This is a genomic window from Litorimonas cladophorae (assembly GCF_014652455.1).
GTDB classification, from domain to species: domain Bacteria; phylum Pseudomonadota; class Alphaproteobacteria; order Caulobacterales; family Maricaulaceae; genus Litorimonas; species Litorimonas cladophorae.
Window position 1 is genome coordinate 567,542 of record NZ_BMYV01000001.1, and the last position, 26,435, is coordinate 593,976.

The window sequence follows — 26,435 nt, forward strand, 5'->3', positions numbered from 1 at the left end:
AGTAAGATTCAGTGACGACGTTTTAGCTCTGCGACGACGGCATCTAGTTTTAGGTCTTTCGCCGCCAATAAAACCAACGTGTGATAAATCAAATCTGCGGCTTCGCTCACCAACTTATCATCGGTTTCGGCAACAGCGGCGAGGGCGGTTTCTACGCCCTCTTCCCCGACCTTCTGCGCGGCGCGGCGGAGAGGGCCATGGAGGAGTTGCGCCGTATAGGAGCTTTCAGGATCGGCTGTTTTTCGGCCTTCGATCAAGGTCTCCAGATAGGATAAAAACCCGACTCCTTCTGCCCCCTCACTACCGAAACAGGAGACTGTGCCTTCATGGCAAGTTGGACCCGTGGGTTTCGCTTTGACGAGAAGTGTATCGCGATCGCAATCGACAATCATACTGACTAGGGCGAGAGTGTTTCCACTCGTTTCGCCTTTTGTCCAAAGTGTTTTCCGAGACCGGCTGTAGAATGTGACCAAACCTGTCGCATTTGTTTTAGAAACAGATTCAGCGTTCATATAGCCCAGCATTAAAACCTGAAGCGTGTCCGCGTCTTGAACAATGGCAGGCGCCAAGCCGCCGCCTTTTTCAAAATCAATTTTCACAATCGCACCTCTATGCCCGCGCGTCGCAAGTCCGCCTTTAGATCAGGAATGGCGATCACGGATTTATGAAAGACCGACGCCGCTAATGCGCCGTCGACATTCGCTCGTTTGAAGACGTCCTCAAAATGTTCTGTGGCACCCGCACCGCCAGAGGCAATAAGCGGGACTTCGCAAACTGCGCGAACGGCCTTGAGCTGCTCAAGGTCATAGCCTTTTCGCACACCATCTCGGTTCATGCAGTTTAAAACGATTTCGCCTGCACCGCGCTGCACAACATCTTGAACCCAATCTAAGGTGAGGCGTCCTGTCTCGCGGGTTTTATCGGGATCACCCGTATGGGATTTGACGCGGTAGATTTCCCCATCCGCGAAGGTGTCAATGCCGACCACAATGCATTGTACGCCATAGGCGTCACTTAATTCATTGATAAGATCGGGACGCATGAGAGCAGGAGAATTTACGCTGATTTTATCCGCGCCTGCGGCGAGTCGTGCACCTGCTGCCTCGACGGTTTTAATGCCGCCAGCAACACAAAAGGGAATGTCGAGTGCGCGGCTGACTTTGCCGACCCATTCAGGGCTAACCGTGCGATCATCAACCGATGCTGTGATGTCGTAAAATACGAGCTCATCGGCACCCTCATCACGATAACGCAATGCTAGATCAATAATATCGCCAACATCTTCATGGTTTCGAAATTGAACGCCTTTGACCACTCGCCCATCGCGAACATCTAAACAGGGAATGATGCGACGTGTTAGCATTGGATGGCTTCGGGCAGAGTAAATGCGCCTTCATAAAGCGCTTTTCCGATGATGATCCCATAGGGGTCTATCGCTTTTAAATCGCGAACGTGATCAAGGGTTCCAACGCCGCCCGAGGAGATCAAATCAAGTGAGGGGAACTCGGACTGGATCCGCTTATAGAGGTCAATGTTCCCGCCGGTCTGCATTCCGTCGCGACCAATGTCGGTGACCAAGATCGTTTTAAGCCCTGACCCCAAATAGTCACCAATTACGTCCCAAATCGTTTTATTCGAGGCTTCGGTCCAGCCTTTTGTTGCGGGCCGAAATTCGCCGTCTTCGCCTTGATTGACATCCAAGGCGAGACAGATTGCATCTGGCCCCACATCCCGCAGCCAATGCTTGACCATTTGAGGATTCGTGACGGCTAGGGAGCCAATGACGACGCGATTAACGCCGCCTTCCAGCAGTCTTTTGATCTGAGCAAGATCGCGCAAGCCTCCACCCGTCTGGACCTTTATGTCGGCTGAATTGGCAATCTTCAGAATTAAATCAGATTGCTCGGCTTGGCCGTTCTTTGCGCCGTCAAGGTCTACAATATGCATCCATTCGGCGCCCGCTGAGGCGTAATTATTGGCGACTTCGATGGGGTCAGTCGCATAATTGGTTCGCGCAGCAAAATCACCTTTCAGTAATCTCACGCATCCGCCGTCCATCAAATCCATTGCTGGGAATATCATAGGTTTATGTCCAAAAAGTTCTTGAGGATCAGCGCGCCTGTTTTGGAACTTCGTTCCGGATGGAACTGACAGCCCCATACATTCTTACTGCGCGTGATCGCCGTAAAAGCCGAACCATATTCAGCTGTCATAAGCGTGCTGTCCGAGACGAAGGCTGCATAGGAATGCACAAAATAAGCGTAATCACCGTCCGAGATACCGTTTAGTAGCGGATCTTGCTTCACAGTTTGCAAGGTATTCCATCCCATATGGGGCGCGGGAAGATCGCCAGTTTGCAGTTTTTCGATGGTGCCAGGAATGAGGCCTAACCCCTCAACGGTTTCACCGCCTTCTTCCAGAGTTTCATACAAAAGCTGCATACCGAGACATATACCTATGACGGGTTGTTTTAGCGATTGAAGTACAGGCCCTAGGCCCTTGGCATGAATGCCCCGCATCGCAAAGGGTGCTGAGCCAACGCCTGGTAGAACCACTCGCTCGGCGGATAGAATGGTCACAGGATCATCACTGACGAGCGGCTCTATACCCAAACGTTCAAAAGCATACTGTACGGAGGCTAAATTTGCGCAGCCTGTATCGACAATTACAAGGCTCACAATGTACCTTTGGTCGATGGAATATCACTGCCCGATACCGCAAGGGCCGGCCGCAAAGCCCGACCTACACCTTTAAAACAGGCTTCGATCATGTGGTGTGAGTTATCGCCCTTAACATCAACATGAATTGCCGCGCCTAGCGTCTGCGCGAGGCTTTCAAAAAAGTGCGGGCACATTTCGACAGGGAAGTCTCCAACATGATCTGTTGGAAACTTACCGTTGAAGACGGCAGCAGGGCGTCCTGACAAATCAATCGCAACTTGGGCTTGGGTTTCATCCATCGGAATTACATAGCCATAACGCCCAATGCCCGCTTTATCACCCAAGGCTGATTTCAACGCTGAACCAAAGGCCAACGCTGTGTCCTCCACCGTGTGGTGAGCATCAATATGAAGGTCACCCTCGCAGGACATCGTTAGGCCAAAGCCGCCATGCTTCGAAATTTGCTCCAGCATGTGATCATAAAACCCGATGCCAGTTTCGATATGAGTTTGCAAAGGGTCATCCAGATTGACGCGAACGGAAATGTCCGTCTCATTCGTCTTGCGGAACATCTCACCGACACGGTCCGCATTCTTCGGTATGTCCACCACACCAAATGCCTGCAGGGCGACTGTGTTTTCTTTGGGGGAGCCAATAGAAATCCGCATACGCCCTGTTGTCGAACGATAGTCTCTAATTTTGACGTTGAACTGACGCAGCTGGGCAAGCAAAGCCGTTTCGTCTTTAACGTCAAGTAGGAGAAAGTTTGCATCTGAAGGGAATACTTTATTCACATAGGCAGAGCGTTTTAGGCCTTCAGCCATTCGAGCGCGTTCAGATATCGTTTCCGCTAGGCGCTGCGCGTGAACCGACATTGCCGACGGCGCAAGCGCGTTCAGAATGGTTGTCTCAACAGGGCGTGCAATCGGGTAGGGCGGGAGCACCTTCAGCAAGAGGTCTATGATCTTTGGGTCAGCTAGCAAAGCGCCGCCTCGGACGCCTGCGAGAGCAAAAGCTTTAGACAAGGTACGAAGTACGACGAGATTTGGCACAGTGCCGACTTGATCCGAAAGACTCTCTTGGTCGGAGAACTCAATATAGGCCTCGTCCACGACAATCAGTGTTTCTGGCAGCTCCGAACAAACCTGAAGAATAGCGGCGCGGGTCAGACTATTGCCTGTTGGGTTATTGGGGGAACAGAGAAATACCATTTTGACCGAGGAATGACGCCCCGCCTCGATCACCGCAGGAATATCCCATTCATAGGTTTCGCTTAAAGAAACTTCGACAATTCCCGCGCCTTGGATATCTGCACAGGTCTTATAATATCCAAACGTAGGCGGGCATGTGAGAATATTGTCTACGCCTGTTTCGCAAAAGGCGCGTAGCAAGCATTCAATACCTTCATCGGCGCCGCGACCAACCATGATTTGATCGGGCTGAACACCGTAGATATCTGAGAGACGTCGGACCAATTTTTCAGGCTGCTGAGACGGATATCTGTTATATTCTGATGCGCCAACAACTGGCGGCGGAGCATATGGGTTTTCGTTAGCGTCCAAGTGAAGCGCATCCGTCGCGCCACCTCTCGCCGAATAAGGTGACATCGCAACGATCGCTTTACGAGCTATGCTTTCAGGCCAATTTGTCATTTCAGCGCCTCCAAGCGCAGGGTGACCGCATTCTTATGCGCATCAAGCCCTTCCATTTCAGCCAGACGTTCAACAACGGGACCAAGACGTTTAAGGCCTTTTTTTGTGAGACGTTGAATTGAGATGAATTTCAAAAAACTATTCAGTGTCACGCCAGAATAAGCGCGTGCCGCACCATAGGTTGGCAGCGTGTGGTTTGTGCCACTGGCGTAATCACCCACGCTCTCTGGTGTCCAAGGGCCTACGAAAATTGAACCCGCGTGGCGAATGGCCCCGACATAGGTTTCAGGTCTGCGTAGCTGAACGATTAAATGCTCGGGAGCATATCGGTTCACAATGTCAATAATGTCTGATCGGTCTTCCGCGATGAACATCCGCCCGTAGCCTAAAGACTCGCGCGCAATTTTTGCACGGGATAATGTCTCCAGCTGCTTTTCAATCTCAGCTTCGACGGCATCTGCAATGGCTTGGTTTTCCGCGACACATACAACTTGAGCCACAGTATCGTGTTCGGCTTGGCTAAGTAAATCTGAGGCCACAAAAGCTGGGTTGGCCGAACTGTCGGCTAAAACCATGGCTTCAGAAGGCCCCGCAGGCATATCGATCGCTGGACCGCCCGCCTCTTGGGCAACTAATGATTTAGCGGCGGCGACCCACGCATTACCTGGTCCGAAAATCTTGTCGCACTTTGGAATGGTTTCTGTGCCATAGGCCAATGCGCCGATCGCTTGGGCTCCACCCACAGCGAACAAACGCGTGACTTTACAACGAAAAGCGGCAGCCAAGATCATCGGGTTGACTTTGCCGTCTTTGCCAGGAGGCGTGACGACAATTCGGTTTTGAACGCCCGCGACTTTAGCCGGTACAGATAGCATGAGCAGGGTAGAGACTAGAGGCGCAGTTCCACCAGGTACATAAAGGCCCGCCGTTTCTATCGCGCGAGCTTCACGTCGACAGATAACGCCTGGTTCAGTTTCAACTTCGATGGGCGAAGGGATTTGGGCTTTGTGAAATCGTTTTATATTTCTTCGAGCCCGCTCGATCACCGCTTGATCTGCAGCGGAGAGGGCGTCCCAAGCAGCCTTCATTGCAGATGCAGAGACTTCGAGCGCATCAAGCTCGACACCATCGAACTTCTGCGTAAAGCGCAAAAGCGCTTCGTTACCGTTGAGCTTAACGTCGGACAAAATGGTTTTTACGCCATCAATTAAAGTCGCATCGGAAATCGCCGCGGGACGAGCGAGGGCGGTAATCCGCTCCGAAGCTGTAAGGTTTATCCAATCAAAGCGCTGCATTAGCTCATCATCTTCTCAATAGGTAGAACGAGGATGGCACGTGCGCCTAGTGCTTTCAGGCCTTCCAGCGTCTCCCAGAAGACCTTTTCCGTACAGACAGCCTGCATGGCCACGAGGTCGCCTTGGCCTGCGAGCGGCATAATCGTGGGTGCGTCGGATCCAGGTAGAAGGTCTGTGATTGCTTCAATCGCATCTTTTGGGGCGTTGAGCATGATGTATTTCGTTTCCGCCGATTTTAAAACGCCGTCAATTCGGTTCATCAACTTGGCAAGAATATCGGCTTTTGCGGGCGAGAGCTCTCGATCCGATTGGATCAGAACGGCTTCGCTTTCTAATATCGTTTCAAATGCAGCAAGGCCATTTGCCTCAAGGGTCGCACCAGAAGAAACAAGATCACAGATACTTTCGGCAATCCCGATAGATGGCGCAAGTTCGACAGCGCCCTTCATCTCAACCAGTTTTGCATCCAAACCTTGTTCAGCAAGATACCGTGCAGTGACACCCGGGTATGTAGTGGCGATTCGTGTTCCGTTCAGGTCCGCAGGCGACTGGACTTTTCCAGTAGTGCTGGCGGCCAGACATAGTTTGCAACGCGAAAATCCAAGTCGCATCGTGATCTTAGCATTCAGCGGAGACTTCGAACTTAGCTGTTCTTCTACCAGCACATTCTCGCCGACGATCCCAATATCGGATGCGTTATTCGCGACAAATGAAGGAATATCGTCGTCACGAACGAGCAGCAAATCAACAGGCATGTTCTTTACGCGCGCCAGCAGCCCGCCCCCACGGATCGAGAATCGTAGACCGCATTTTCGCAGTAGATCAAAGCTATCTTCGGCCAAGCGGCCCTTTTTTTGGAGAGATATCCGTAAGCGGTCGGTCATTATGTGTCTTTCTTACCAAGCACCGCACGGTAGCCGCCATGTGGTTCATCGCGCAGGAATCGCGCGACCCTGCCAATTGTTGTTGTGGAAACGCCGGTGTCAGCCTGTATCTCGCGATAAGACTTTTCACCTTCGTCTAATATCTGCGCGACATGCCAACGCTCTGACAAGGCCCGAAGTTCCGCAGGTGTGCATAGGTCGACCAAAAAGTCGCGCACGTCTTCCTGCGAGTCTAGTTGGGCTAAAGCAGCTTCGAGCTTAACGTATTTCGTTGACTGTTCCATGTGTTAGCGCGCTAATACACTGGTACAGGCGAGCCACAAGTCAAAAAATTATCAATTTGCAGTGAATGAGAGGAAAGTGGCGGGCGGGGAGGGATTCGAACCCCCGGTGGAGTTGCCCCCACGCCAGTTTTCAAGACTGGTGCATTCAACCGCTCTGCCACCCGCCCACGGGTACCTTGGTCAATGAAGCGGCGACATATGACGTAATGCGCAGATGATCAAGTCACTTATTTCGTTAACTCCATGGTCACCTTGAATTTTGTTCTTCCGTTAGGCGTGTTTCCCAACCGGCATTTAAGGCTGCCCGTTTAGGTTACCAAACATAGAACGAAACTATGTGGACTGTCCAAGACATGACGCAATGGTCATTCGGCCTGTTTTGCAGGTTCACTTAAAGAGGTGTTTATAATGGTAAGTGTAAAACGACTTTCGATGGGTATGATGACGGCAATGCTTGGTTTTGCCGTTACTGGATGTGCATCAACTTCCGTAACAAAATCTGTAAAAGCCGCACCTATCGTTTACAAAGTAGGCGATGGTCCAACGAAATATGCTTCACTTACTACGCCGCGTTCGCCCCTTTCTCGGTCTGTGCCAGATAGTTACATTCCTGCACGACCAATGCCCGCGCCGCAGGCCGCACAACGCTTTGATCAAGCCAGCGTTGACCCTGATCTGTACAAGCACCAGCGCCTGGGCAACAAATATACGATCATGGGCAAGTCCTATACGCCTAAGCATAACCCAAGTTATGATGTGACCGGCGTTGCGTCATGGTATGGTGACAAATTCCACGGAAAACCAACTGCGACTGGAGAGGTCTTTGACAAAAACGATCTTACAGCAGCCCACAAAACACTGCCACTGAACTCAATGCTGTTTGTAACGAATGTTGAAACCGGAAAAACGTTGATGGTTCGCTTAAACGATCGCGGCCCGTTCGTCGGTGATCGCATCATTGATCTATCGCAGGCGTCTGCAAAAGCTCTCGGCATCACAGGTCTCGGCCAGGTCCGTGTGCAATATGCGGGTCCTGCCGACCCGATGGCCGCCAGCCGCGCACCTGTTCGCCCACCCGTCGAAGTCGCCCGTCCAGTTGAGGAATTCGTTGAAGCACCCGCCGCATCGCCAGCCCCGCGTCCGATGGTGCCATTTACCGCACCTGCGCCAGCTCCATTTGTACCAGCGGCACCTACTGGGCCCCAACCGTTTAAGGACAGTGACCAAACACCTGAGGGCCAGGTGACGCTCACAATCAAGGGGCCAATCCATGTGGCTAGCCACACTGGACCACAGCCAGTGTTAATCCGCGAGCGCCTCAGGACAAAATAGGACGATAATCGCAGCGCGCCGCCTTGCGATTGCCATATCACCATGCGACGAAATGGGGTGTCCTGATTGGGGCACCCCTTTTTGATTCGTATCTCGATAGGTCCCGCTCGCTGTGTTCCGTTCCATTTCTATTTTTAGTGCCTGTCTATTTCTGTCGACTTCGGCCTTCGCGCAATCAAGTTTTCAAACCGCCGCCCCGCATGCTGTCATCGTTGATGCCGCGACGGGTGAAGTGATGTTTGAGAAAGATGCCCGTGAGCCGATGTCGCCTGCCTCTATGACTAAAATCATGACCGTCGATCTGGTCTTTGCTGCGCTCAAGGAAGGTGCACTTTCCCCGTCGACCGAGTTCACTGTGAGCGAAGATGCCTGGCGTCGTGGCGGTGTGAAATCTGGGTCCTCCACGATGTTTCTAGATGTAAATTCTAAGGCAAGCGTCGCGGATTTGCTAAAAGGCGTAATCATTCAGTCGGGCAATGACGCATGTATTGTTTTGGCTGAAGGCATGGCTGGATCGGAAACTGCATTTGCAGATCAAATGACCAGGCGCGCACAAGAGTTGGGGCTAACCAGTGCAACATTTCGCAATGCGACAGGATGGCCGCATCCCGAGCATGAAATTAGCGCTCTAGATTTGGCTAAACTCGCGCAACAGCAGATCGTCACTTATCCTGAGTATTATCCGCTTTATGCGGAACGCAATTTCACTTGGAACGGGATTAAACAAAGCAATCGAAACCCCCTTCTCGGGCGGGTGAATGGCGCTGATGGACTTAAAACGGGACACACAGAAGCGTCTGGCTACGGTCTTGTTGGGTCCTCACTCAGAGGCGACGATCGCCGCATTATCGTTATCAATGGCCTATCCAGCCAAACAGAGCGACGTGACGCCGCAACCCAATTAATGGAGGCGGCTTTTTCTCAATTTCGAATTTATGACCTTCATAAAGGCGGGACTGAAATTGCCGAAGTGGATGTTTATATGGGCAAAGAAAGTTCAGTTTCTGTTTCTTTAACGCAAGACATTAAAAAGGGACTGGCTGTTCTAGATCGAAAGAATGTGAGTTCGTCAGTACGGTTTACCACTGCGAAAGCCCCTATTTCAAAAGGCGATAAGGTTGCTGAATTAGAGGTCAGTATTCCAGGTCGACCAAAAGAGACTTATGATTTGGTTGCCATGGAAGATGTTGCCCGAAAAGGCTTGTTCTCAAGAGCTTGGACTGGGTTATTGACGAAAATCAGAGGCTAATCATGGAACTTGGTAAATTCATTACGTTTGAAGGTGGCGAGGGCGCAGGTAAAACGACTCAAGCTAAACTCTTGGCTGAGGCGTTGGAAAAAGCGGGTGTTGAAACTTTGCTCACACGCGAACCTGGCGGAACATTTGGCGCTGAAGCTATAAGAGATTTGGTCCTTGAGGGGACGTCTGATCGCTGGTCCGGTATGACCGAATTATTATTGATGTATGCCGCGCGATTGGATCACGTTGAAAAACTGATCAAGCCCGCCTTACATCGCGGTGTTTGGGTGATTTCGGATCGCTTCGCTGACTCAAGCTTAGCTTATCAAGGTTATGCGCGTGGTTTAGGTGCTGATCGCGTCAAAGCCGTCCATGAGGCCGTAATGGGTGGGTTTGAACCTGATCTCACAATCTTGTTTGATATGGATCCGGTGCTCGCCCAAAAACGAGTCGAGACGCGCGGTGAAGATCTGACGCGGTTTGATGCTGAGGGTCTGGAGTTTCACAAAACCTTGCGATCGGCTTTTCTCGCAATTGCGGATGAAAATCCGAACCGCGTTCACACGGTTGACGCAGATGGCGCGCGAGGAAATGTTCAGAATCGCATTCTTTTCGCCCTCACAAAACAGTTTCCAGACCTCGCAGGAAAAGTGGGGGCTTAATTGCGCACCATTGAGAATGCTGAGGCTCTACCCGAAGCCGACCGCGCGGATGGATGTCCCCATCCGCGAGAAGTATATTCTCTGCTGGGACATCAGACCGCTGAATCTCGCTTCTTAAAGGCAATGCGATCTGGGCGAATGCACCACGCATGGTTGCTCTCTGGGCCCAAGGGGATCGGGAAAGCGACGCTGGCCTATCGCATGGCGCGCAAACTCTTGGGGGGTGAATCGCTCCTTTCGTCATCTCTTGATATCCCAGAGTCCGATGCGATTGCACAACGCGTTGAGGCGCTGACACACGGAAATCTGTTCGTCCTACGTCGTCCTTACGACACTAAACTTAAGCGATTTAGACAAGATATCCCAGTGGACCGCGTGCGTGAGGTCTCGGGGTTCTTTCAAGAAACGGCGGCCGAAACTGGCACATGGCGTGTGTGTATCATTGACAGCGCGGACGAGCTGAACCGGAACTCTGAAAACGCTATTCTCAAACTTCTTGAAGAGCCGCCGTCCAATACGCTTTTCATTTTAATTTCATCGGCGCCCGGTCGATTGCTCCCAACCATTCGCTCGCGGTGTATGGCACTTGAACTGCGCGCTGTGCCAGATAACCAAATTCTAAGCTGGCTGTCAGATCAAGGCTCAGGATCATCTGATCTCCTAAAGGCAGCCGTTAAACTTTCGCGCGGCGCACCAGGGAAAGCCCTGGCATTGGTCCAAAACGCAGACGTGGTTTTGCGATCCATCTCGGATTATTTGAACTCTTTGGGTGCCCCTGCGTTGGGCGTCGATATGACGATCGCAAAGCGCATGGCGGAGAAGCGGCATCAGATTTCACGCGGCTTGTTCTGGGATAGTTTGGATGACACAATCCATGCACACGCACTATTCGCAGCGACAGGACAATATGAAGGCCCATTTGCGCCGGCAAAAGTCAATCGGTCTGCGAAAGCATGGCAAGAGAACCATGCCCGATTACGAGATGTTCGTCGCGCAGAAGAGGCAATCAACTTGGACAAAACCGCAACGATGTTTGAACTCTTGTCTTCGATTAGGGCTGCGTGATGATCGTCGATAGCCACGTGAATCTCCATGACGAGAAGTTTGCAGACGATCTTGCGGAGACGATCTTACGCGCCCGGGCTGCTGGGGTGGGACCGATGCTCAATATTTGTTGCCATTTGAAGGACGCCAAAGCTGTCTTGGATGTGGCGCAAATGGACGCCGATATCTGGGCCACTGTCGGAACGCATCCGCATGATGCCAAAGATAACCCTGATGTGACAGCCGAAGAGATTTCGGCGCTCACGCGACATCCAAAAGTGGTTGCGATTGGCGAAACGGGTTTGGATTACCATTATGACTGGTCGCCGCGTGATGTGCAGAAAGCTAACTTTCAAGCACACATCGAAGCTGTGCAAGAGACAGGGCTCCCACTGGTTGTTCACACACGCGAAGCGGATGACGACATGCTGGAAATGCTCCAGACCGCCTATGCCAAAAAGCCGTTTTCAGCGATCATGCATTGTTACACCTCTGGCCAGCGTTTGGCAGATGCTGCGACTGAGATGGGATTTTACTTTTCCGTGTCAGGTATCATGACTTTCAAAAGCGCACATGAAGTACGTGAACGCATTCTGACGATGCCAAAGGACCGCATCATGCTGGAAACCGATTGCCCTTATCTTGCGCCTGTACCTTATCGGGGACGACGGAATGAACCCGCCTATGTTGTTGAAGTCTGTAAATCTCTCGCGGCGTTATTCGATTGGACCATCGAGGAAACCGCGCAGAAAACAACGGATGCCTTTTTCAATTTGTTCAACAAAGCCCAGAGGCCCAATGAGATGACGTCAGAATAATGGGAATGCGGGCAATTATATTGGGATGCGGTTCCTCTGGCGGTGTCCCGAGGATTGGTGGAGATTGGGGGATTTGCGATCCTAACGAACCCAAAAATGAGCGGACGCGAAGTTCAATTTTGGTTCAAAAGTGGCATGGCAACGGTAACCCTGATTCGAAAGACTGCACCAATATTTTGGTCGACACGTCGCCTGACTTGCGTGTTCAGTTACTTCGCGAAGATATTCGTCACTTAGACGCGGTTTTTTATACCCATGATCACGCAGATCAATCTCACGGGATTGATGACCTTCGGGCCATTGCCTATCGGATGCGCGGGCAAATCCCGACCTATATGGATGAACATACGAAGACCCATGTTTTTGAGCGTTTCAATTATTGTTTTGAGATGCCTGAAGGACGTGTCCACCCGCCCATTCTCGCGCTGCAAGATTTGATCTCTGATCACAGCGTTACCGAGATTGAGGGGCCTGGCGGCGTTGTTAAAGTCGAGACAATGGAAGTTAGTCATGGACCGACACCGTCGCTAGGTTTCATTTTCGACAACAAAATAGCCTATATGCCTGACGTTTGGGGGATTGAAGAAGAGACGCTTGAACGCATGAGCGAGCTCGAATGTTGGATCGTCGATTCGCTCAGGTACAGCCAGCATCCCACCCATGCGCATGCGGATAAAACGATGTCGTGGTTGGCGCAGTCGCGGGTAAAATCTGCTGTTCTGACGAACCTTCATATCGATATGGATTACGCTACATTGAAGGCTGAATTGCCGCCAATCGCGGTGCCCGCTTATGATCGCATGGAAGTTAGGGTCTGACGTCCCAGGACGTTAAAACTGGCCCTTTTGGTGTTAAGTCGATCGTGCCGTATGCGCCCGTTCGTAACTTACGCGGCACGTCTTGATTAACTTCAACGACGTCTAGTAGGAACCGCGCCACACCATTAGAAGTGACGACCAGAGTGTTGGTGCCAGGGGAACAGTTCGCTAAAAACGCTTGCCAAGCTGTCCGCAACGCGTCGGGGTCGACATGCCAATCTTTGGGCGGCACGGCGTGCTGATCCCATTCGTCTAGAGCCGACTGTCCGAGGCGGGCAATCACCTTGTCTTCGGGCTGGCCCTCATCAGGACCATAATCAATCTCTGTAAGGAAATGGGCGAGTTCAAATGCTTGTCCATCCAGAATGGCCTCTGCCGTTTGACGTGTGCGGTTCAAATCCGAGGAATAGGCTTGCTGAAAGCTCACGCCCGCAAAGTGAGTCGCCAAAGCCTTCGCTTGTTCCCGCCCTGATATGGACAACGGTAAATCCGTCTTGCCGCCGACGCGCAATAAAGTCTCGCCCTTGTCGAAAGTGTTTCCGTGACGCACGATATAGACGCGACCAGTCTTCATAAGTATCATGATAAAAATGGGTCGCCAAGTTTCTGGATCAATGCTTCGGCTCGCGCCAAGTCTTCTGGCGTATCAATTCCCGGGGAAGAAATTTGCGGCGTCGAAACCCGCACAATCGCGACGTGCATGCCGGCTTCTATTGCGCGCAACTGTTCAAGCCCCTCCAAGGTTTCATAGTGACTTTCGGGTAGCGCATTAAACCGTTCGAGGGCGGCGCGTTTAAAACCATATAGCCCGACGTGCCGAAGAATGGGCGAGACAGAGGTCGCCCCCCGCAGCTCAGCTTCCTTACGCATTGCGGGAATAATTGTCTTTGAAAACCAAAATGCGCGTCCATCTTTTTCAACGACGGTTGTGCCTGAAAACGGCGTGGACACCTTGGTCGCGCGCAGCACGTCTAATTCGGCCCACGACAACTCGATCGCAGGTGTTGCAATGTCCAATGCATCGTCTTTCAAGCGGTCAATAACTGCGGCAATATGGGCGGGGTCAGAAAAGGGCGCGTCGCCTTGCAGATTGATGATGATGTCAGCCTCTGGACGAAAAGCTTGCGATGCGGCCAAAGCCCTGTCGCTTCCCGATGGCAAGTCAGGGGCTGTCATGACGACAGGCAGACTGTGCTCGTCGCAATGTTGGGCGATCTCTGCGTGATCAGTGGCGACCACAAATTCCGATCCGGCCACATTGGCGGCAACATTCGCCGTACGGCGCAGCATGCTGATGCCCGCAATCTCTGCCAAGGGTTTACCCGGAAAGCGTTTGGACGCCATTCGCGCGGGTATGACGATAAGTGGCTTAGACATAACCCGTCGCCAACAATGTTTTTAGATCAATGAGGCCGAGAATCTCTTGGCCTTCAAGCACGAAAGCATTTCCGATTTTACGTTCCGTAAAAGCGGTGACTGCATCTTTTATGCGCATCTCGGGAGAGAGCGTGAAGGGATCTTTTGTCATAATCATTTGGGCCGTTTGGGACATGATGTCAGGGCCCATCGCGCGACGAAGATCACCATCTGTGACGATGCCAATGAGGTGTTGGTTTTCCACGACGGCGACACAGCCTTTACCGCCGCCCGTGATCGCGAGAATCACATCAGCCATCTCTGCGTTAGGAGAAATGAACGGCACGGCGTCGGACTGGCCCGCCAAATATTCCGCGACTCGTTTCAAACCAAAGCCTAGTTTTCCAGCAGGGTGACGTCGGCCAAAATCTTCTGCCGTAAACCCGCGCGCCTCCATCACCGCAACGCCCAGAGCATCTCCCAAGGCGAGGGTCAAAGTTGTTGATGTTGTCGGGGCCAAACGGTTCGGACACGCCTCTGGCACGTCAGGTAAAAGGAGGGCGATGTCGACGCACTTTGCGAGGGTGGATTGGGCGCCTGCCGTTATGGCCAAAGTTTCATTTCCAAGGGATTTCGCATATTCGATCACACCATTGACCTCGGCGCTTTCACCGCTGTTGGACAGCCCTAAAACAACTGCGCCTTTTGTAATCATGCCGAGATCGCCATGTGCGGCTTCGGACGGGTGCACAAAAAAAGCGGGTGTTCCCATGGAGGCGAAGCTGGCGGCTATCTTTCGTCCAATATGTCCTGACTTACCAATGCCAACGACGATAAGATGTTGGTCAGAGGCGAGGATTAAGTCCACGGCCTTGATGAAACTTTGGTCCAAGGACTTCTCCAAGGCGAGCAAGCCATCCGCTTCCACGCGAATGACGTTTCGACCAATACCAAGACTGTCTTTATTAGAACTCATAGTGGCCTGTTAGCGTGAAGTGAGGGGGCATGTCACGAGATCACCGAGGGCGCATCCCGATTTAATGTCTGTTTCAGATCGGTAAGAGTGTCTGCAATCATTGCGAGGCCGGCGGTGGCTTCAGCCAAATCAATATCGTGATCGCCCTCGGGTCCGACATAACGCTCCAGATAAATCCGTAAAGTTGCGCCTTTTGTGCCCGTCCCAGAAAGACGCATGACGAGTCGGGAGCCGCTTTCGAAAAAGACACGAAGCCCCTGATTTTTAGTGACAGTTCCGTCAACTGGGTCGGTGTAAGTGAAACTATCTGCGACCTCTATCGTCTCGCCCTGCAAGCTCCGACCGGTGAGGGTCTCAAGCTGACCGTGTAGGGTCGCGATGATCGACTCAGCGGACGCTTTGTCGACCTCTTCATAATCATGGCGCGTGTAATAATGGCGGCCAAACTGTCGCCAATGTGCGCGGACGATCGCCTCAACACTTTCGCCTTTCGCCGCGATAATGTTTAGCCACATAAGGACGCCCCATAGGCCATCTTTTTCACGAATATGATCCGATGATGTGCTGGCGCTTTCCTCGCCACAAATCGTAATGCGGCCCGCATCCATGAGATTTCCAAAATATTTCCAGCCGGTTGGGGTCTCATAAATTGGGATATTGAGATGTGCAGCGACATTATCGGCCGCGCGCCCCGTAGGCATAGAGCGCGCGATCCCTTTGATGCCATCCTTGTAGCCGGGCGCGAGATGCGCATTGGCCGCGATGACAGCGAGGCAATCGGAAGGGCTGACGTAGAAATGCGGCCCAAGCGCAATGTATCGATCGCCATCCCCATCAGAGGCTGCGCCGAAATCTGGCGGATTGGGGCCAAACATACGGTCGAATAAGGCGTTGGCGTGAACAGGATTAGGGTCTGGGTGAGCCCCACCAAAATCGGGAAGGGGGCGCGTATTGTAAAGCTGATCGTGTGAAACGCCGAGGCGATTGCCGAAAATTTCAGTCGCGTAAGGCCCCGTGACAGCGCTCATAGCGTCAAAGGCTATAGAAAATCCACTTTCAATGAGAGCTTTTATAGCACTGAAATCAAACAATTCTTCCATAAACTCTGCGAAATCTTCGACAGGATCGACGACAGTGACACGCATATCGCCCAAATTTTGTGTGCCGATCCGCGAAGTATCGATGTTTCCATCTGCGATCCTGTAATGGCTGAGCGTTTGGCTCCGCGCGAAAATGGCATCCGTGACTGACGTCGGTGCTGGACCGCCAGTTTCGAGATTAAGCTTGACACCGAAATCACCGTTTTGGCCCGCGGGGTTATGGCTGGCGGAGAGTACCAAGCCACCATTTAGGTGATATTTTCGAATTAAGTGAGACGCGGCAGGCGTTGATAAAATTGCATTTTTCCCAAGAATGACCTCTGAGACGCCATTGGCTGACGACATCCGAAGAATGATTTGAACCGCTTCGTCGTTAAAATATCGCCCATCACCGCCCAGCAGAATTTTCCCGCCGCGGAAGTCGCGCACGGTATCAAATATCGATTGTACAAAATTCTCGAGATAATGTGGTTGCTTGAAGTCCGTAACGCGCTTGCGTAGCCCAGACGTGCCAGGCTTCTGATCTTCATAGGGCGTCGTTGGGATTGTGTGGAATGCGTCCATATGCGTGAGAGCCTGATTTCCTATATATATTATTTCTCATAATCTTCATTATGCGATTTATAGACGAGGCTTCTTACCACCTTGATCACCACACTTCGTATCACTCGAACAACAACGTAGCAAAGGTGGAAGTCCTCAGGTTTGAGCGTGATCCATGTAAGGATTCGTTGTTTCTGGTTTTGAGCCGCGCGCATTCAAGAGATGGCGTTGTACGTCACGCGAGCGCCCTGGTCTGCAGCCCATCGAGGAGTCTGCCAATTGCGTGTCCGAAGAAATGGGACTGTCCGCGTGGTCGATATTCGCGATGGAATACCAGAATAGAAATGTTGTTTTACGCGAAAATCAGGAGTTGGGTTGTCATGCCAACTCGCCACGCAGCGGCGGTTTTTGAAGAAGCGGCCAGTCATAAACCCCCGAGTTCAGACACTTGGACTGACGGGTCGCCTCTCACTCCAAAAGCCCCGGCACAGTCGAATGTCTCACCATTCAATGCTCAGGCCCACCGTCTCTCGAACCGGCAAGCGAGGCCCCGCCTGTCCCATGTCCGAAAGAACCTGTGTAGTATGCCATAGGTTTTGAGACGGAGGATCAATCTCCCGAATTGATTAGTAAGTCACTGAAATGACTTGCTTTATATTTTCAAACTACGAGGAACGTCCTGTTGAATCGCTGTCGGTCTAAGACTTCAGTCTATCTGCGTGCCAAGCCAAATGGTCAGCCATAAACGATGAGATGAAGTAATAGCTGTGATCATAGCCGTCCTGCATGCGCAAAGTCAGAGATTGTCCCGCATCGTCACAAACTTTCTGAAAAAGATGCGGTTTCAGCTGTTCGGCGAGGAAGTTGTCGGCTGTGCCTTGGTCAATGAGAATATCGGGCAGTCGCGCTCCGCCTCTGACAAGCGCACAGGCGTCATATTCAGACCAAGCCGATTGATCTTCACCTAGATAACCCGAGAGTGCTTTTTGACCCCAGGGAACATCCGTTGGCGCAACAATAGGTGCAAAGGCCGACACGGCGCGATAACGCTCAGGATTGCGTAGGCCAATCGTCAAGGCCCCATGACCACCCATGGAATGCCCCATGATGGATTGACGCGACATATCCGCGGATGGAAAATTCTTCGCGATGACGTGAGGCAATTCCGTTTCGATGTAATCCCGCATTTGGTAATGCTGCGCGAAAGGCGTTTTGGTTGCGTTGACGTAAAATCCTGCACCCAGACCAAAATCATAGGCCCCATCCGAATCATCTGCGACGCCCTCACCCCGTGGTGATGTGTCGGGCGCAATGAAAATCAGACCGCGTTTAGCGCACATTTCACGGAACTCGCCCTTCTCTGTGACATTCGCATGCGTGCAGGTCAGGCCCGATAAATACCAAACGACAGGCAGTTTCTCGCCAGCCGCGTGTGGTGGGACAAAAACCGAAAACTCCATAGGCGTTTTCGTCGCTGTGGAATCGTGTCGATAGACGCCTTGTACGCCGTCATGCGCGCGAACCTCTGACAGTGTTTCCAATGCCATTAGAACGTGACCACAGCGCGAATGCTTTCACCCTTATGCATCAGGTCAAAAGCGTCATTGATGTCATCGAGCGGCATTGTGTGGGTGATCATGGAATCAATCTCGATTTTCTTATCCATGTACCAGTCGACGAACTTCGGCACATCTGTACGGCCTTTAGCACCGCCGAAAGCTGTGCCTTTCCAAACACGTCCCGTGACCAGTTGGAAAGGACGAGTTGAAATTTCAGCGCCCGCTGGCGCCACGCCGATGATTACGGAAACGCCCCAACCGCGATGGGAACATTCTAACGCGTCACGCATGACTTGGACATTGCCCGTCGCGTCAAAGGAATAGTCTACGCCGCCAAATTCGTCTTTCTCAGTCTTCGTAATCTCAATGATCGCTTCAACCACGGTTTGACCTGCTTTGAGGTCTTTCGGATTGACGAAATGGGTCATGCCGAATTTTTCAGCCATTTCGCGCTTATTTTCGTTCAGATCGACACCGATGATGATGTCAGCCCCTGCCATGCGCAGACCTTGAATAACGTTTAGTCCGATGCCGCCCAAACCGAATACAGCCGCAGTGGAGCCGATTTCCACGCCTGCCGTGTTGATGACCGCGCCGATACCTGTCGTGACACCGCATCCGATGTAACAAATGCTTTCGAACGGTGCGTCTTCCCGAACTTTCGCGAGGGCGATTTCAGGCATGACCGTATGATTGGCAAAAGTTGAGCAGCCCATGTAATGGAAAATCGGTGTACCATCGAGCATGGAGAAACGGCTCGTACCATCCGGCATCAAGCCTTTCCCTTGGGTGCCGCGGATAGCGGTACACAAGTTCGTTTTGCCAGACGTACACGCGTAACACTCGCGACATTCAGGGGTGTAGAGCGGGATCACATGATCGCCAGGTTTTAGGGTGGTCACGCCCTCACCCACTTGCAGAACAATGCCTGCGCCTTCGTGACCCAAAATGGAGGGGAAAACACCTTCGGAGTCCGCACCAGATCGCGTGTACTCATCGGTATGGCAAACGCCTGTCGCTTTGATCTCGACGAGGACTTCACCCGCTTTCGGCAATTCCAAGTTCACGTCCATAACAGTAAGCGGTTTACCAGCTTCGAGGGCAACGGCGGCTCTGGTGCGCATCGTTTTCATATCATATCCGATCTATCGTTTGTGTTCTTATTCGCGGCTGAGTTTTTCCTACCGACTAACATTATTCAAGGGGTCTTTTTAAGGCTAATATCAGCTATTAATTTTGGTGTTTCTCTGGGGCAAGACAGGCCAGCCACTTATCCAAAGCTTCACTGTCGGGCCATCCTGCCCAATAGGTTACAGGCCCCGACTTAACACGCGCGGGTTTGCCCTCCATCGTTTCATCAATCACCGTCCAGCTTGTTTCGATGTCTTCGCGCCAGATTTGCAAATGGCCACCAGACTTTAAGGCAATCGGCGTATCGCTCCGTAGCGTATCGACGGCCGTAACCTTTAGCCCCTCCAAAACCGCGAGGTCGTCCGTCCGCGTCCCAGGCCAACATATCAGGATATTTATCGACCATCCAGCGTGGCGGGGTTGCTGTAGGCGTGCACATAACAATTTTGAGCCCTGCGGCGGCCAAAGTATTGATTGCGCGATCTAACCAGTCGAAGGTCAGTAAATCGGGTTCCGCCTCTAAACGGCTCCATGCGAACTCTCCGATGCGCACCCAAGACAGTCCCATTTCGACCATGCGGCGCGCGTCATCGGCCCAAATCTCATCAGGCCAATGTTCGGGGTAATAGCACACCCCAAGTTCGGGGGGGCGGTTAGACTTAGCTACCATTAATGGCGCGCTCCCATAGCTGGGGATCGACGTTTCCGCCGGACAACACCACAGCAATCGTTGTGACTTCGTCTGGAAAATTGCCTCCAAGTGTCGCGGCTATTGCGGCTGCCCCGCCCGGCTCTAAAACGACGCCAAGGTGTTCATGCGCCAAACGCATGGCGTTTAGGCACTCTTCATCGGAGACGGTAAATACGTCACTGAGGGATTGGCCATTTATGGCCCAAGTGATTTCGCCCGGCATAGGTGTCATGATCGCATCGCAGAGTGTCGGTGGCGTCTCGGACAGCTTTGCCCGCTGTCCCGAGCGTAGGCTCTGCTGGTGATCATTATAGGCGGTCGGTTCTGCGCCAAATATTTTGGTCTGCGGCGAAAGCGCCTTTAGCGCCAAAGAAATTCCAGCACACATTCCGCCCCCGCCCAGACATGTGATCATCGCGTCAAAACGAGGTTCCGCTTCGGCAAGTTCGACGCCAATTGTGCCTTGTCCCGCAATCACGAACGCATCATCATAGCTAGGCACAATAATTCGTCCATCTCGCGCCGCAATGTCTGCCGCTATATCTTCTCGGCTTTCGCTAAGGCGGTCATAAGTTATGATTGTCGCGCCGTCGGCAAGAACGCCCGCAACTTTTACCTTTGGCGCGTCAGTGGGCATAACAATGATGGCATCAATGCCAAGTTCCTTGGCAGCGCAAGAGACACCCTGAGCATGGTTTCCAGACGAAAAGGCCACGACGCCTTTGGCGCGTTCCGTCTCGGTCAACGCCGATAAGCGATTAAATGCGCCGCGATATTTGAATGCATTTTTCTTCTGCAGGCATTCAGCTTTGAACCAAAGTTTTTTGCCCGTCATCTTATCGAGTGTATCAGACCGTAAAAGCGGGGTTTTTACGGCGTGACCGTCCAAACGGACGACAGCGTCGACAACATCCTGAAACGTCGGCACCTCTGACATATTCGCGATCATCCTCGCTCCTTTGTTGACCCTGTCGGGGAATAATGAAAATACTCCCCGCAACAAGACTAAATCTAACTCCGGGGAGATGCCATGTTAGGCCTCATGATGAAACACGAGCTCATGATCAGTGATCTGATCGAGCACGCGGCTACGGTCCACAAGGACCGCGAAATCTACACGCTGACCACCGATATGAAAGAGCATCGCTATACATGGGCCGAATGTGCTGTGCGCGTGCGTAAGCTGGCAAATGCGCTTCTGGCGGCTGGCGTTAAAAAAGGCGACCGCGTTGCGACGATCGCTTGGAATAATTACCGCCACATCGAAATCTACTATGCCGTGAGTTCCATTGGCGCGGTCGTGCATACAATCAACCCGCGTTTGAAACCTGCCCAAATCGCTTGGATGGTCAATCACGCCGAAGACAAGTTCGTTATGTTCGACACGACCTTTGGCCCTATTATCGAAGGTGTCGGGGCCATGTGCCCAACAGTCGAAAAATGGATTTGTCTCACGGATGCGGAGGGTAAGCCCGATTATAAAACCGACGTTGAAGACTATGAGAGCTTCATCGCCGATCAGTCCGACCAAATCACGTGGGAACGTTTTGACGAGAACACCGCGTGTACGCTCTGTTACACCTCCGGCACAACTGGCGATCCTAAAGGCGTCCTATATTCTCATCGCTCCACAATTCTGCACGCGATGGCGGGTAGCTTCCAAGACGTCATCGGCGGGGGATCAAACGACACGATTTTGGCCGTAGTACCCATGTTCCATGTCTCGGCTTGGGGCTTGGTCTATTCGGCTGCGATGGTCGGCGCGAAATTGGTTATGCCAGGCCCAGGCCTTGATGGTCCAAACTTGACCAAAATGATCAACCAAGAAAAAGTTACGCTAATGGCGGGTGTCCCGACGGTGTGGCTTGGCATTTACAACCATGTCAAAGCCAATGGCTTGAGCTTACCAACGGTGAAGAAGGCGCTTGTCGGCGGCTCGGCTCTGCCAGAAAGCCTGCTTCGCGCTTATGAGTTGGAACTTGATATTCCGATGCAGCAAGGTTGGGGCATGACTGAGACCTCCCCGCTGGGCACAACCTACTCGCCCTACCCTGGTGATGATTTGTCCGACTATGACGCGACGGTCAAAGACAAGCTATATGCGGGTCGTCGCATCTTTGGCGTAGACATGCGCATCGTCGATGATGAAGGCAATGTTCTGCCACAAGACGGTGAAGCCACAGGACATTTGCATGTACGTGGCCCATGGATTGCGTCTGGGTATTTCAAAGGCGTCGGCTCCGACAGCTTCACAGATGATGGATGGTTCGCGACAGGCGATGTCGCGGCGATCCATCCGCGTGGTTACATGGAAATCACGGATCGGTCGAAAGATGTGATCAAATCGGGCGGCGAATGGGTCAGCTCAATTGAAGTTGAAAATGCGGCCTGTGACCATCCTGATGTTCAGATGGCGGCCTGTATCGGTGTGCGTCACGAGAAATGGCAAGAGCGTCCAATGTTGATCGTGCAATCCGTGCCAGGCAAAGAGCCCAACATTGATGAGATTAAATCCTGCATCGAAGCAAAATGCGCAAAATGGTGGATGCCTGATGCGATTGTCTTCGTTGAAGAACTCCCTCTTGGCGCGACAGGTAAAATCCTCAAGCGGGAACTTAAGATTCAGTACAAAGACTTTGACCTCGAAGCGGCGTCCTAGCGCCGGGATTGGCTTCGCTCTCCTTGTGGGGGCGGCTTGCCAATCAACCTCGATAAATTCTCAGCAGACGCACATGTTGCGTTTGCGATGCGCCTATCAAGTCAATATCTCGCTACAATCCCGTATTGCCGTTTTGGATATTGCCGACCCAAAATATGATTATGCTTTGGCGGCGGGTCACGCTGTGCCCGAAGACCGTCCATGTGATGCACAGGACTTTAATGGTGTTAGTGAACGCGTTGACATCATTCGCTTTCCACCAAACTATCGCGCGGGTGAAAAATCCGACTGGGCGGTTATTCGTTTTCCGCGGATAGATAACCCAAACCTCGTCAGATATCGTCTAGAGCCGCTCGCCGATCTTGAAAATTTGGAAGGTGTCGAAGTCAGGTTTGCGAAGGCTTTAGGGCTGTCAGAAAACAGTCAAAAATGCAGGCTAACACTCTTACGGTTTAGCGAGACGGATCAAAAAGTCGCGCATGACTGTCGCGGTGTTCCTGGCCAATCTGGCTCTCCTGTGACCCGCATCGTTGGGGGTGAACATCGATTAGTTGGAATAAATGTCGGGCGGATTTGGATGTTTGAGTCACCGCAGACAGGACGGCCCGACAGAAAGGGCTATATCAATCTGTTCGATCAACGGATCATTGAGGACATCGGAGATTTGATTGCGGAAATACAGGGCTCTGAAACCTGACTATTCCTTGCCCTGCCCGACGCCGAATAGCTTTCCCTTTTCCGTGATCAAGATGACGATCAAGCTACTGACGCCCAATAATACATAGGCGATCAAAAGGGGTCGGATGGTCCCGTCAAAACTACGGGCCACCAAGAACCCAAGGAAGCTCGAAAGTGTCATTGTGACGAAGCCATAAATCGCATTGGCCGTGCCCGCGATATCGCCCATATATTCCAGTGCCAGACTTGAGAAGTTCGCGCCCATCATCCCGAAGCACCCAAATGTCAGCACGAATAGGATGTAAAACACCCAGAAATTCTGCCCGAAGAATTGCATATAAGCCAAATTGATCAGGGAGAGAAAAATGAAAGTGAAGACAACGACGTGGCTGATACGCCTCATCCCAAATCGCCCGACAAAACGACTATTCGAGTAGTTCATCACCGCCAATAGGCCCGCGATGCCGGCGAAATAGAGGTAGAACTTTTCACCCCGTCCAAAGACTTCATCAAAGACTTGCTCACTGGCACCGATGAAGGCGAACAAGCACCCAAAGATCAGACCGCTGGCCAACATATAGCCGATCGTGATGCGGTGGGTGAGAACCTGTTTGAACCCACCTATGATTTTCTCGGCAGAAAAGGGGCGACGATCTTCGACCCGCAAAGTTGATGGCAAACGAAACTGTGTCCAGATGAACACCAACCCCGAGAAAACTCCCAACATCCCAAATACCCAACGCCAGTCTGCGACCGCCATAATTGCGGTTCCAATCGCGGGTGCGATAATGGGAACGATCATGAAAACCGTATAAACAAGTGACAAGATGCTTGCCATGGATCGTCCTTTTGAGAGATCCCGAATGATCGCACCGGCGGAGACACGAGTCCCGGCACAGCAAATCCCCTGCAGCAAGCGCAAAGCTAATAGGCTGCCGAAACTTGGCGCAACCATACAGGCGAAACCTGTGATGAAATATCCGACCAAGCTAAGTTGAAGTAAAATTTTGCGCCCAAACCGATCTGATATCGGGCCAAAGACAAGCTGGGGAAAACCGAAACCCAGAATAAATGCGAAAATTATAAGTTGTTGGTCGTTCTCGTTTTGGAGATTGTAATGATCGCCAATGATCTCGAGGGCCGGCAACATCACGTCGATGCCCATAGCTTGAAGGCCAAAAATCGCCGCCATCATTGCAACAAATTCCCATCGGGGAATGGGCATCGGCGGACTAGACTTACTGAATGATTGTTCGACGCTCACTGCGATCTCCTTGGGCACGCGCTATGCGCCCGCCTGCAGAGTCAGGCAACCCAAGAAACTCCACAAAGACTGATCTGCCGCAGACGTCTAAAATTTTAATCCCAGACCTTGGCGATTTGATCAAAGGTCTTCTTATCTAACGCATGTGCTGGGACAGTGGCACCGTCGGCTGGGTGTCCGACAACTAACAAAACCAAAGGTTTTTCATTGGCGGGACGCCCACAAATCTCACGCAGGAAATTCATTGGCGCAGGTGTATGCGTTAGCGTCGCCAGACCCGCATTGTGCAAGGTGGTGATCAACATCCCGATGGCAATACCGACGCTTTCGGTGACATAATAATGCTTCTCGCCCTTCGGTCCTTTTTTCTCCGCAAAAATCGCGATCAACCAGGGCGCGGTCTCCAGAAATGGCTTAGATGCATCCGTACCCAGAGGTGCGAGCGCGTCCAGCCATTCGTCCGAGGCGCGGCCGCCATAAAATGCCCGCTCTTCCTCTTCGGCGGCTTCGCGAATGCGGCGCTTCATCTCGGGATTTGAAATTGCGGCAAAATGCCAAGGTTGCTGATTTGCCCCATTGGGCGCCGTAGCGGCGGCTTTAATTGCCGTTTCGATAACCTGCCTCGGGACGGCTCGATAAGAGAAGTCTCGAACCGTACGGCGCGTGCTCAGCACCTTCAACATGGCGTCCGCGCGGCGACGCATGTCGCCATCGTCCACGGGTGGGTAGCCAGTAAGCGGGACGTGCGGTTCGCTCACAATTGGGTCCAGTCCAACACAACTTTCCCAGCTTTTCGGGTTTCCATCAGGTCAAATGCCTTCTGCCAATCTCGCGCCGCAAAACGGTGGGTGATCATTTCCGACATATCTAATCCGCTATCGAGAAGCGCCAACATCTTATACCATGTTTCATACATTTGGCGGCCGTAAATGCCTTTCACGGTCAGAGCCTTACCCACTATTTTGGAGAGATCGACGGGGTATGGCACGGCAGGGATTCCAAGCATGGCGATGTTCCCGCCCATCAACATCGTGTCCAGCATTTGCTCGAATGCGGGTTTAGCTCCGCTCATCTCAAGGCCGACATCGAATCCTTCATTCATGCCAATTTCCGACATCACGTCGCGCAAGTTTTCATTCATGGTATTGACCATGCGCGTGCGGGTCGTGATTTTCTTAGCGAAATCCAGACGCCAATCTTCAATATCGGTCAGAACAACCCGTCTTGCGCCTGCGCGCTCTGCAACCGCCGCTGCCATAATTCCAATCGGACCTGCGCCCGTGATCAACACGTCTTCGCCGACCAAATCGAAAGCCAAGGCTGTGTGTACGGCATTCCCTAAAGGGTCCATGATTGCCGCAATATCCAATGAAAGCGTCTCGGGCAAAGGGATGACATTGAATTCAGGCAGGGGCAGATATTCCGCAAAGGCACCGGGCAGGTTCACGCCAATTCCTTTTGTGTCAGGATCAAGATGAAATTTTCCTGCGCGCGCGTTACGAGAGCGTCGTCCCACAACGTGGCCCTCGCCAGTGACGCGGTCGCCAACGCTAACGCGTTTGACTGTAGACCCGACCGCCGCAACGGTGCCGCCATATTCGTGACCAACGACCATCGGAACAGGTACGTTTTTCTGGGCCCATTCATCCCACCCGTAAATATGCATATCCGTTCCGCAAATTGCCGTGCGTTCGATGCGGATGAGAACTTCGTCGGGCGCTATGGTGGGAACGGGAACATCCTGCATCCAGAGCCCTTTTTCTGCTTTGGCTTTGACCAGTGCTTTCAT

26 protein-coding genes, 1 tRNA gene and 1 pseudogene are annotated in these 26,435 nt (G+C 52.2%); 8 read left to right on the forward strand and 20 right to left on the reverse strand.

Annotation, left to right across the window (positions count from 1 at the left end; genetic code table 11):
- Positions 1-8: 8 nt before the first annotated feature.
- The 9 genes from hisIE to IE073_RS02810 all read right to left on the reverse strand — a co-directional run bounded on the left by hisIE (position 9) and on the right by IE073_RS02810 (position 6,942).
- Entirely contained in the window at positions 9-599 is a 591-nt protein-coding gene (gene hisIE, locus IE073_RS02770) for a bifunctional phosphoribosyl-AMP cyclohydrolase/phosphoribosyl-ATP diphosphatase HisIE (protein WP_189580997.1), read from the reverse strand.
- Positions 596-1,363, reverse strand: a complete 768-nt coding sequence (gene hisF / locus IE073_RS02775) for an imidazole glycerol phosphate synthase subunit HisF (protein WP_189580999.1) — start codon at positions 1,361-1,363, stop codon at positions 596-598. The genes hisIE and hisF overlap by 4 nt, the downstream gene beginning before the upstream one ends.
- On the reverse strand, positions 1,357-2,082 hold the full coding sequence (gene hisA, locus IE073_RS02780) for a 1-(5-phosphoribosyl)-5-[(5-phosphoribosylamino)methylideneamino]imidazole-4-carboxamide isomerase (RefSeq protein WP_189581001.1): 726 nt from the start codon (positions 2,080-2,082) through the stop codon (positions 1,357-1,359). Before hisA ends, hisF begins: the two co-directional genes overlap by 7 nt.
- A complete protein-coding gene (gene hisH / locus IE073_RS02785) occupies positions 2,079-2,681 on the reverse strand; it encodes an imidazole glycerol phosphate synthase subunit HisH (protein WP_189583720.1) in 603 nt (200 codons plus the stop codon). Before hisH ends, hisA begins: the two co-directional genes overlap by 4 nt.
- Positions 2,675-4,312 carry a histidinol-phosphate transaminase gene (hisC, locus tag IE073_RS14120; protein WP_233349756.1) on the reverse strand — a complete coding sequence of 546 codons (1,638 nt, stop codon included), beginning with the start codon at positions 4,310-4,312 and terminating at the stop codon, positions 2,675-2,677. Before hisC ends, hisH begins: the two co-directional genes overlap by 7 nt.
- Positions 4,309-5,607 (reverse strand): histidinol dehydrogenase, encoded by a 1,299-nt coding sequence (gene hisD / locus IE073_RS02795; RefSeq protein ID WP_189581004.1) that lies wholly within the window; start codon positions 5,605-5,607, stop codon positions 4,309-4,311. The genes hisC and hisD overlap by 4 nt, the downstream gene beginning before the upstream one ends.
- The gene (hisG, locus tag IE073_RS02800; RefSeq protein WP_189583723.1) at positions 5,607-6,494 is read right to left on the reverse strand and encodes an ATP phosphoribosyltransferase; all 888 of its coding nucleotides are present in this window, start codon (positions 6,492-6,494) and stop codon (positions 5,607-5,609) included. Before hisG ends, hisD begins: the two co-directional genes overlap by 1 nt.
- Positions 6,491-6,775: a YerC/YecD family TrpR-related protein gene (locus tag IE073_RS02805; RefSeq protein WP_189581007.1), complete on the reverse strand. Its 285-nt coding sequence runs from the start codon at positions 6,773-6,775 to the stop codon at positions 6,491-6,493. The genes hisG and IE073_RS02805 overlap by 4 nt, the downstream gene beginning before the upstream one ends.
- Positions 6,776-6,852: 77 nt before the next feature.
- Positions 6,853-6,942 (reverse strand) — tRNA-Ser (locus IE073_RS02810).
- A 241-nt stretch (positions 6,943-7,183) separates the two neighbouring features.
- On the opposite strand from IE073_RS02810, the gene IE073_RS02815 reads away from it, so the two are divergent.
- The 6 genes from IE073_RS02815 (at position 7,184) to IE073_RS02840 (ending at position 12,689) form a co-directional block, all read left to right on the forward strand.
- The gene (locus IE073_RS02815; protein ID WP_233349758.1) at positions 7,184-8,107 is read left to right on the forward strand and encodes a septal ring lytic transglycosylase RlpA family protein; all 924 of its coding nucleotides are present in this window, start codon (positions 7,184-7,186) and stop codon (positions 8,105-8,107) included.
- 112 nt (positions 8,108-8,219) lie between these two features.
- Positions 8,220-9,356 carry a D-alanyl-D-alanine carboxypeptidase family protein gene (locus IE073_RS02820; protein ID WP_233349759.1) on the forward strand — a complete coding sequence of 379 codons (1,137 nt, stop codon included), beginning with the start codon at positions 8,220-8,222 and terminating at the stop codon, positions 9,354-9,356.
- A 2-nt stretch (positions 9,357-9,358) separates the two neighbouring features.
- Complete coding sequence (gene tmk, locus IE073_RS02825; RefSeq protein ID WP_189581010.1) at positions 9,359-10,009, forward strand: dTMP kinase; 651 nt, start codon at positions 9,359-9,361, stop codon at positions 10,007-10,009.
- Positions 10,010-11,074, forward strand: a complete 1,065-nt coding sequence (locus IE073_RS02830; protein WP_189581013.1) for a DNA polymerase III subunit delta' — start codon at positions 10,010-10,012, stop codon at positions 11,072-11,074.
- The gene (locus IE073_RS02835; RefSeq protein WP_189581017.1) at positions 11,074-11,871 is read left to right on the forward strand and encodes a TatD family hydrolase; all 798 of its coding nucleotides are present in this window, start codon (positions 11,074-11,076) and stop codon (positions 11,869-11,871) included. The genes IE073_RS02830 and IE073_RS02835 overlap by 1 nt, the downstream gene beginning before the upstream one ends.
- A 5-nt stretch (positions 11,872-11,876) precedes the next feature.
- The gene (locus tag IE073_RS02840; RefSeq protein ID WP_233349760.1) at positions 11,877-12,689 is read left to right on the forward strand and encodes an MBL fold metallo-hydrolase; all 813 of its coding nucleotides are present in this window, start codon (positions 11,877-11,879) and stop codon (positions 12,687-12,689) included.
- Here IE073_RS02840 and IE073_RS02845 read toward each other — a convergent pair.
- The 8 genes and pseudogenes from IE073_RS02845 to IE073_RS02880 form a co-directional block, all read right to left on the reverse strand.
- Positions 12,679-13,272, reverse strand: coding sequence for a histidine phosphatase family protein (locus IE073_RS02845; RefSeq protein WP_233349761.1), 594 nt, complete (start codon positions 13,270-13,272; stop codon positions 12,679-12,681). The genes IE073_RS02840 and IE073_RS02845 overlap by 11 nt on opposite strands.
- On the reverse strand, positions 13,269-14,066 hold the full coding sequence (locus tag IE073_RS02850; RefSeq protein WP_189581020.1) for a 3-deoxy-manno-octulosonate cytidylyltransferase family protein: 798 nt from the start codon (positions 14,064-14,066) through the stop codon (positions 13,269-13,271). The genes IE073_RS02845 and IE073_RS02850 overlap by 4 nt, the downstream gene beginning before the upstream one ends.
- Entirely contained in the window at positions 14,059-15,021 is a 963-nt protein-coding gene (locus tag IE073_RS02855) for a KpsF/GutQ family sugar-phosphate isomerase (protein WP_189581023.1), read from the reverse strand. The genes IE073_RS02850 and IE073_RS02855 overlap by 8 nt, the downstream gene beginning before the upstream one ends.
- Positions 15,022-15,053: 32 nt before the next feature.
- Positions 15,054-16,685 carry an alpha-D-glucose phosphate-specific phosphoglucomutase gene (locus IE073_RS02860; RefSeq protein ID WP_189581026.1) on the reverse strand — a complete coding sequence of 544 codons (1,632 nt, stop codon included), beginning with the start codon at positions 16,683-16,685 and terminating at the stop codon, positions 15,054-15,056.
- A 677-nt stretch (positions 16,686-17,362) separates the two neighbouring features.
- A complete protein-coding gene (gene fghA / locus IE073_RS02865) occupies positions 17,363-18,211 on the reverse strand; it encodes an S-formylglutathione hydrolase (RefSeq protein ID WP_308428338.1) in 849 nt (282 codons plus the stop codon).
- Entirely contained in the window at positions 18,211-19,347 is a 1,137-nt protein-coding gene (locus IE073_RS02870; protein ID WP_189581029.1) for an S-(hydroxymethyl)glutathione dehydrogenase/class III alcohol dehydrogenase, read from the reverse strand. The genes fghA and IE073_RS02870 overlap by 1 nt, the downstream gene beginning before the upstream one ends.
- A 335-nt stretch (positions 19,348-19,682) precedes the next feature.
- A pseudogene (locus IE073_RS02875) lies at positions 19,683-20,024 on the reverse strand (beta-galactosidase); the annotation flags it as partial.
- A complete protein-coding gene (locus tag IE073_RS02880) occupies positions 20,014-20,994 on the reverse strand; it encodes a threonine ammonia-lyase (RefSeq protein WP_233349762.1) in 981 nt (326 codons plus the stop codon). The gene IE073_RS02880 and the pseudogene IE073_RS02875, both read right to left, overlap by 11 nt.
- An 81-nt stretch (positions 20,995-21,075) precedes the next feature.
- On the opposite strand from IE073_RS02880, the gene IE073_RS02885 reads away from it, so the two are divergent.
- The gene (locus IE073_RS02885) at positions 21,076-22,704 is read left to right on the forward strand and encodes a long-chain-fatty-acid--CoA ligase (RefSeq protein WP_189581036.1); all 1,629 of its coding nucleotides are present in this window, start codon (positions 21,076-21,078) and stop codon (positions 22,702-22,704) included.
- A gap of 73 nt (positions 22,705-22,777) precedes the next feature.
- A complete protein-coding gene (locus tag IE073_RS02890; protein ID WP_189581039.1) occupies positions 22,778-23,401 on the forward strand; it encodes a trypsin-like serine peptidase in 624 nt (207 codons plus the stop codon).
- On the opposite strand, the gene IE073_RS02895 is transcribed toward IE073_RS02890, so the two are convergent.
- From IE073_RS02895 to tdh, 3 genes are all read right to left on the reverse strand, one after another.
- Positions 23,402-24,607 (reverse strand): multidrug effflux MFS transporter, encoded by a 1,206-nt coding sequence (locus tag IE073_RS02895; RefSeq protein WP_189583736.1) that lies wholly within the window; start codon positions 24,605-24,607, stop codon positions 23,402-23,404.
- Positions 24,608-24,741: 134 nt separating this feature from the next.
- Positions 24,742-25,404, reverse strand: coding sequence for a nitroreductase family protein (locus IE073_RS02900; RefSeq protein WP_233349763.1), 663 nt, complete (start codon positions 25,402-25,404; stop codon positions 24,742-24,744).
- Positions 25,401-26,435: an L-threonine 3-dehydrogenase gene (gene tdh / locus IE073_RS02905; protein WP_189583739.1), complete on the reverse strand. Its 1,035-nt coding sequence runs from the start codon at positions 26,433-26,435 to the stop codon at positions 25,401-25,403. Before tdh ends, IE073_RS02900 begins: the two co-directional genes overlap by 4 nt.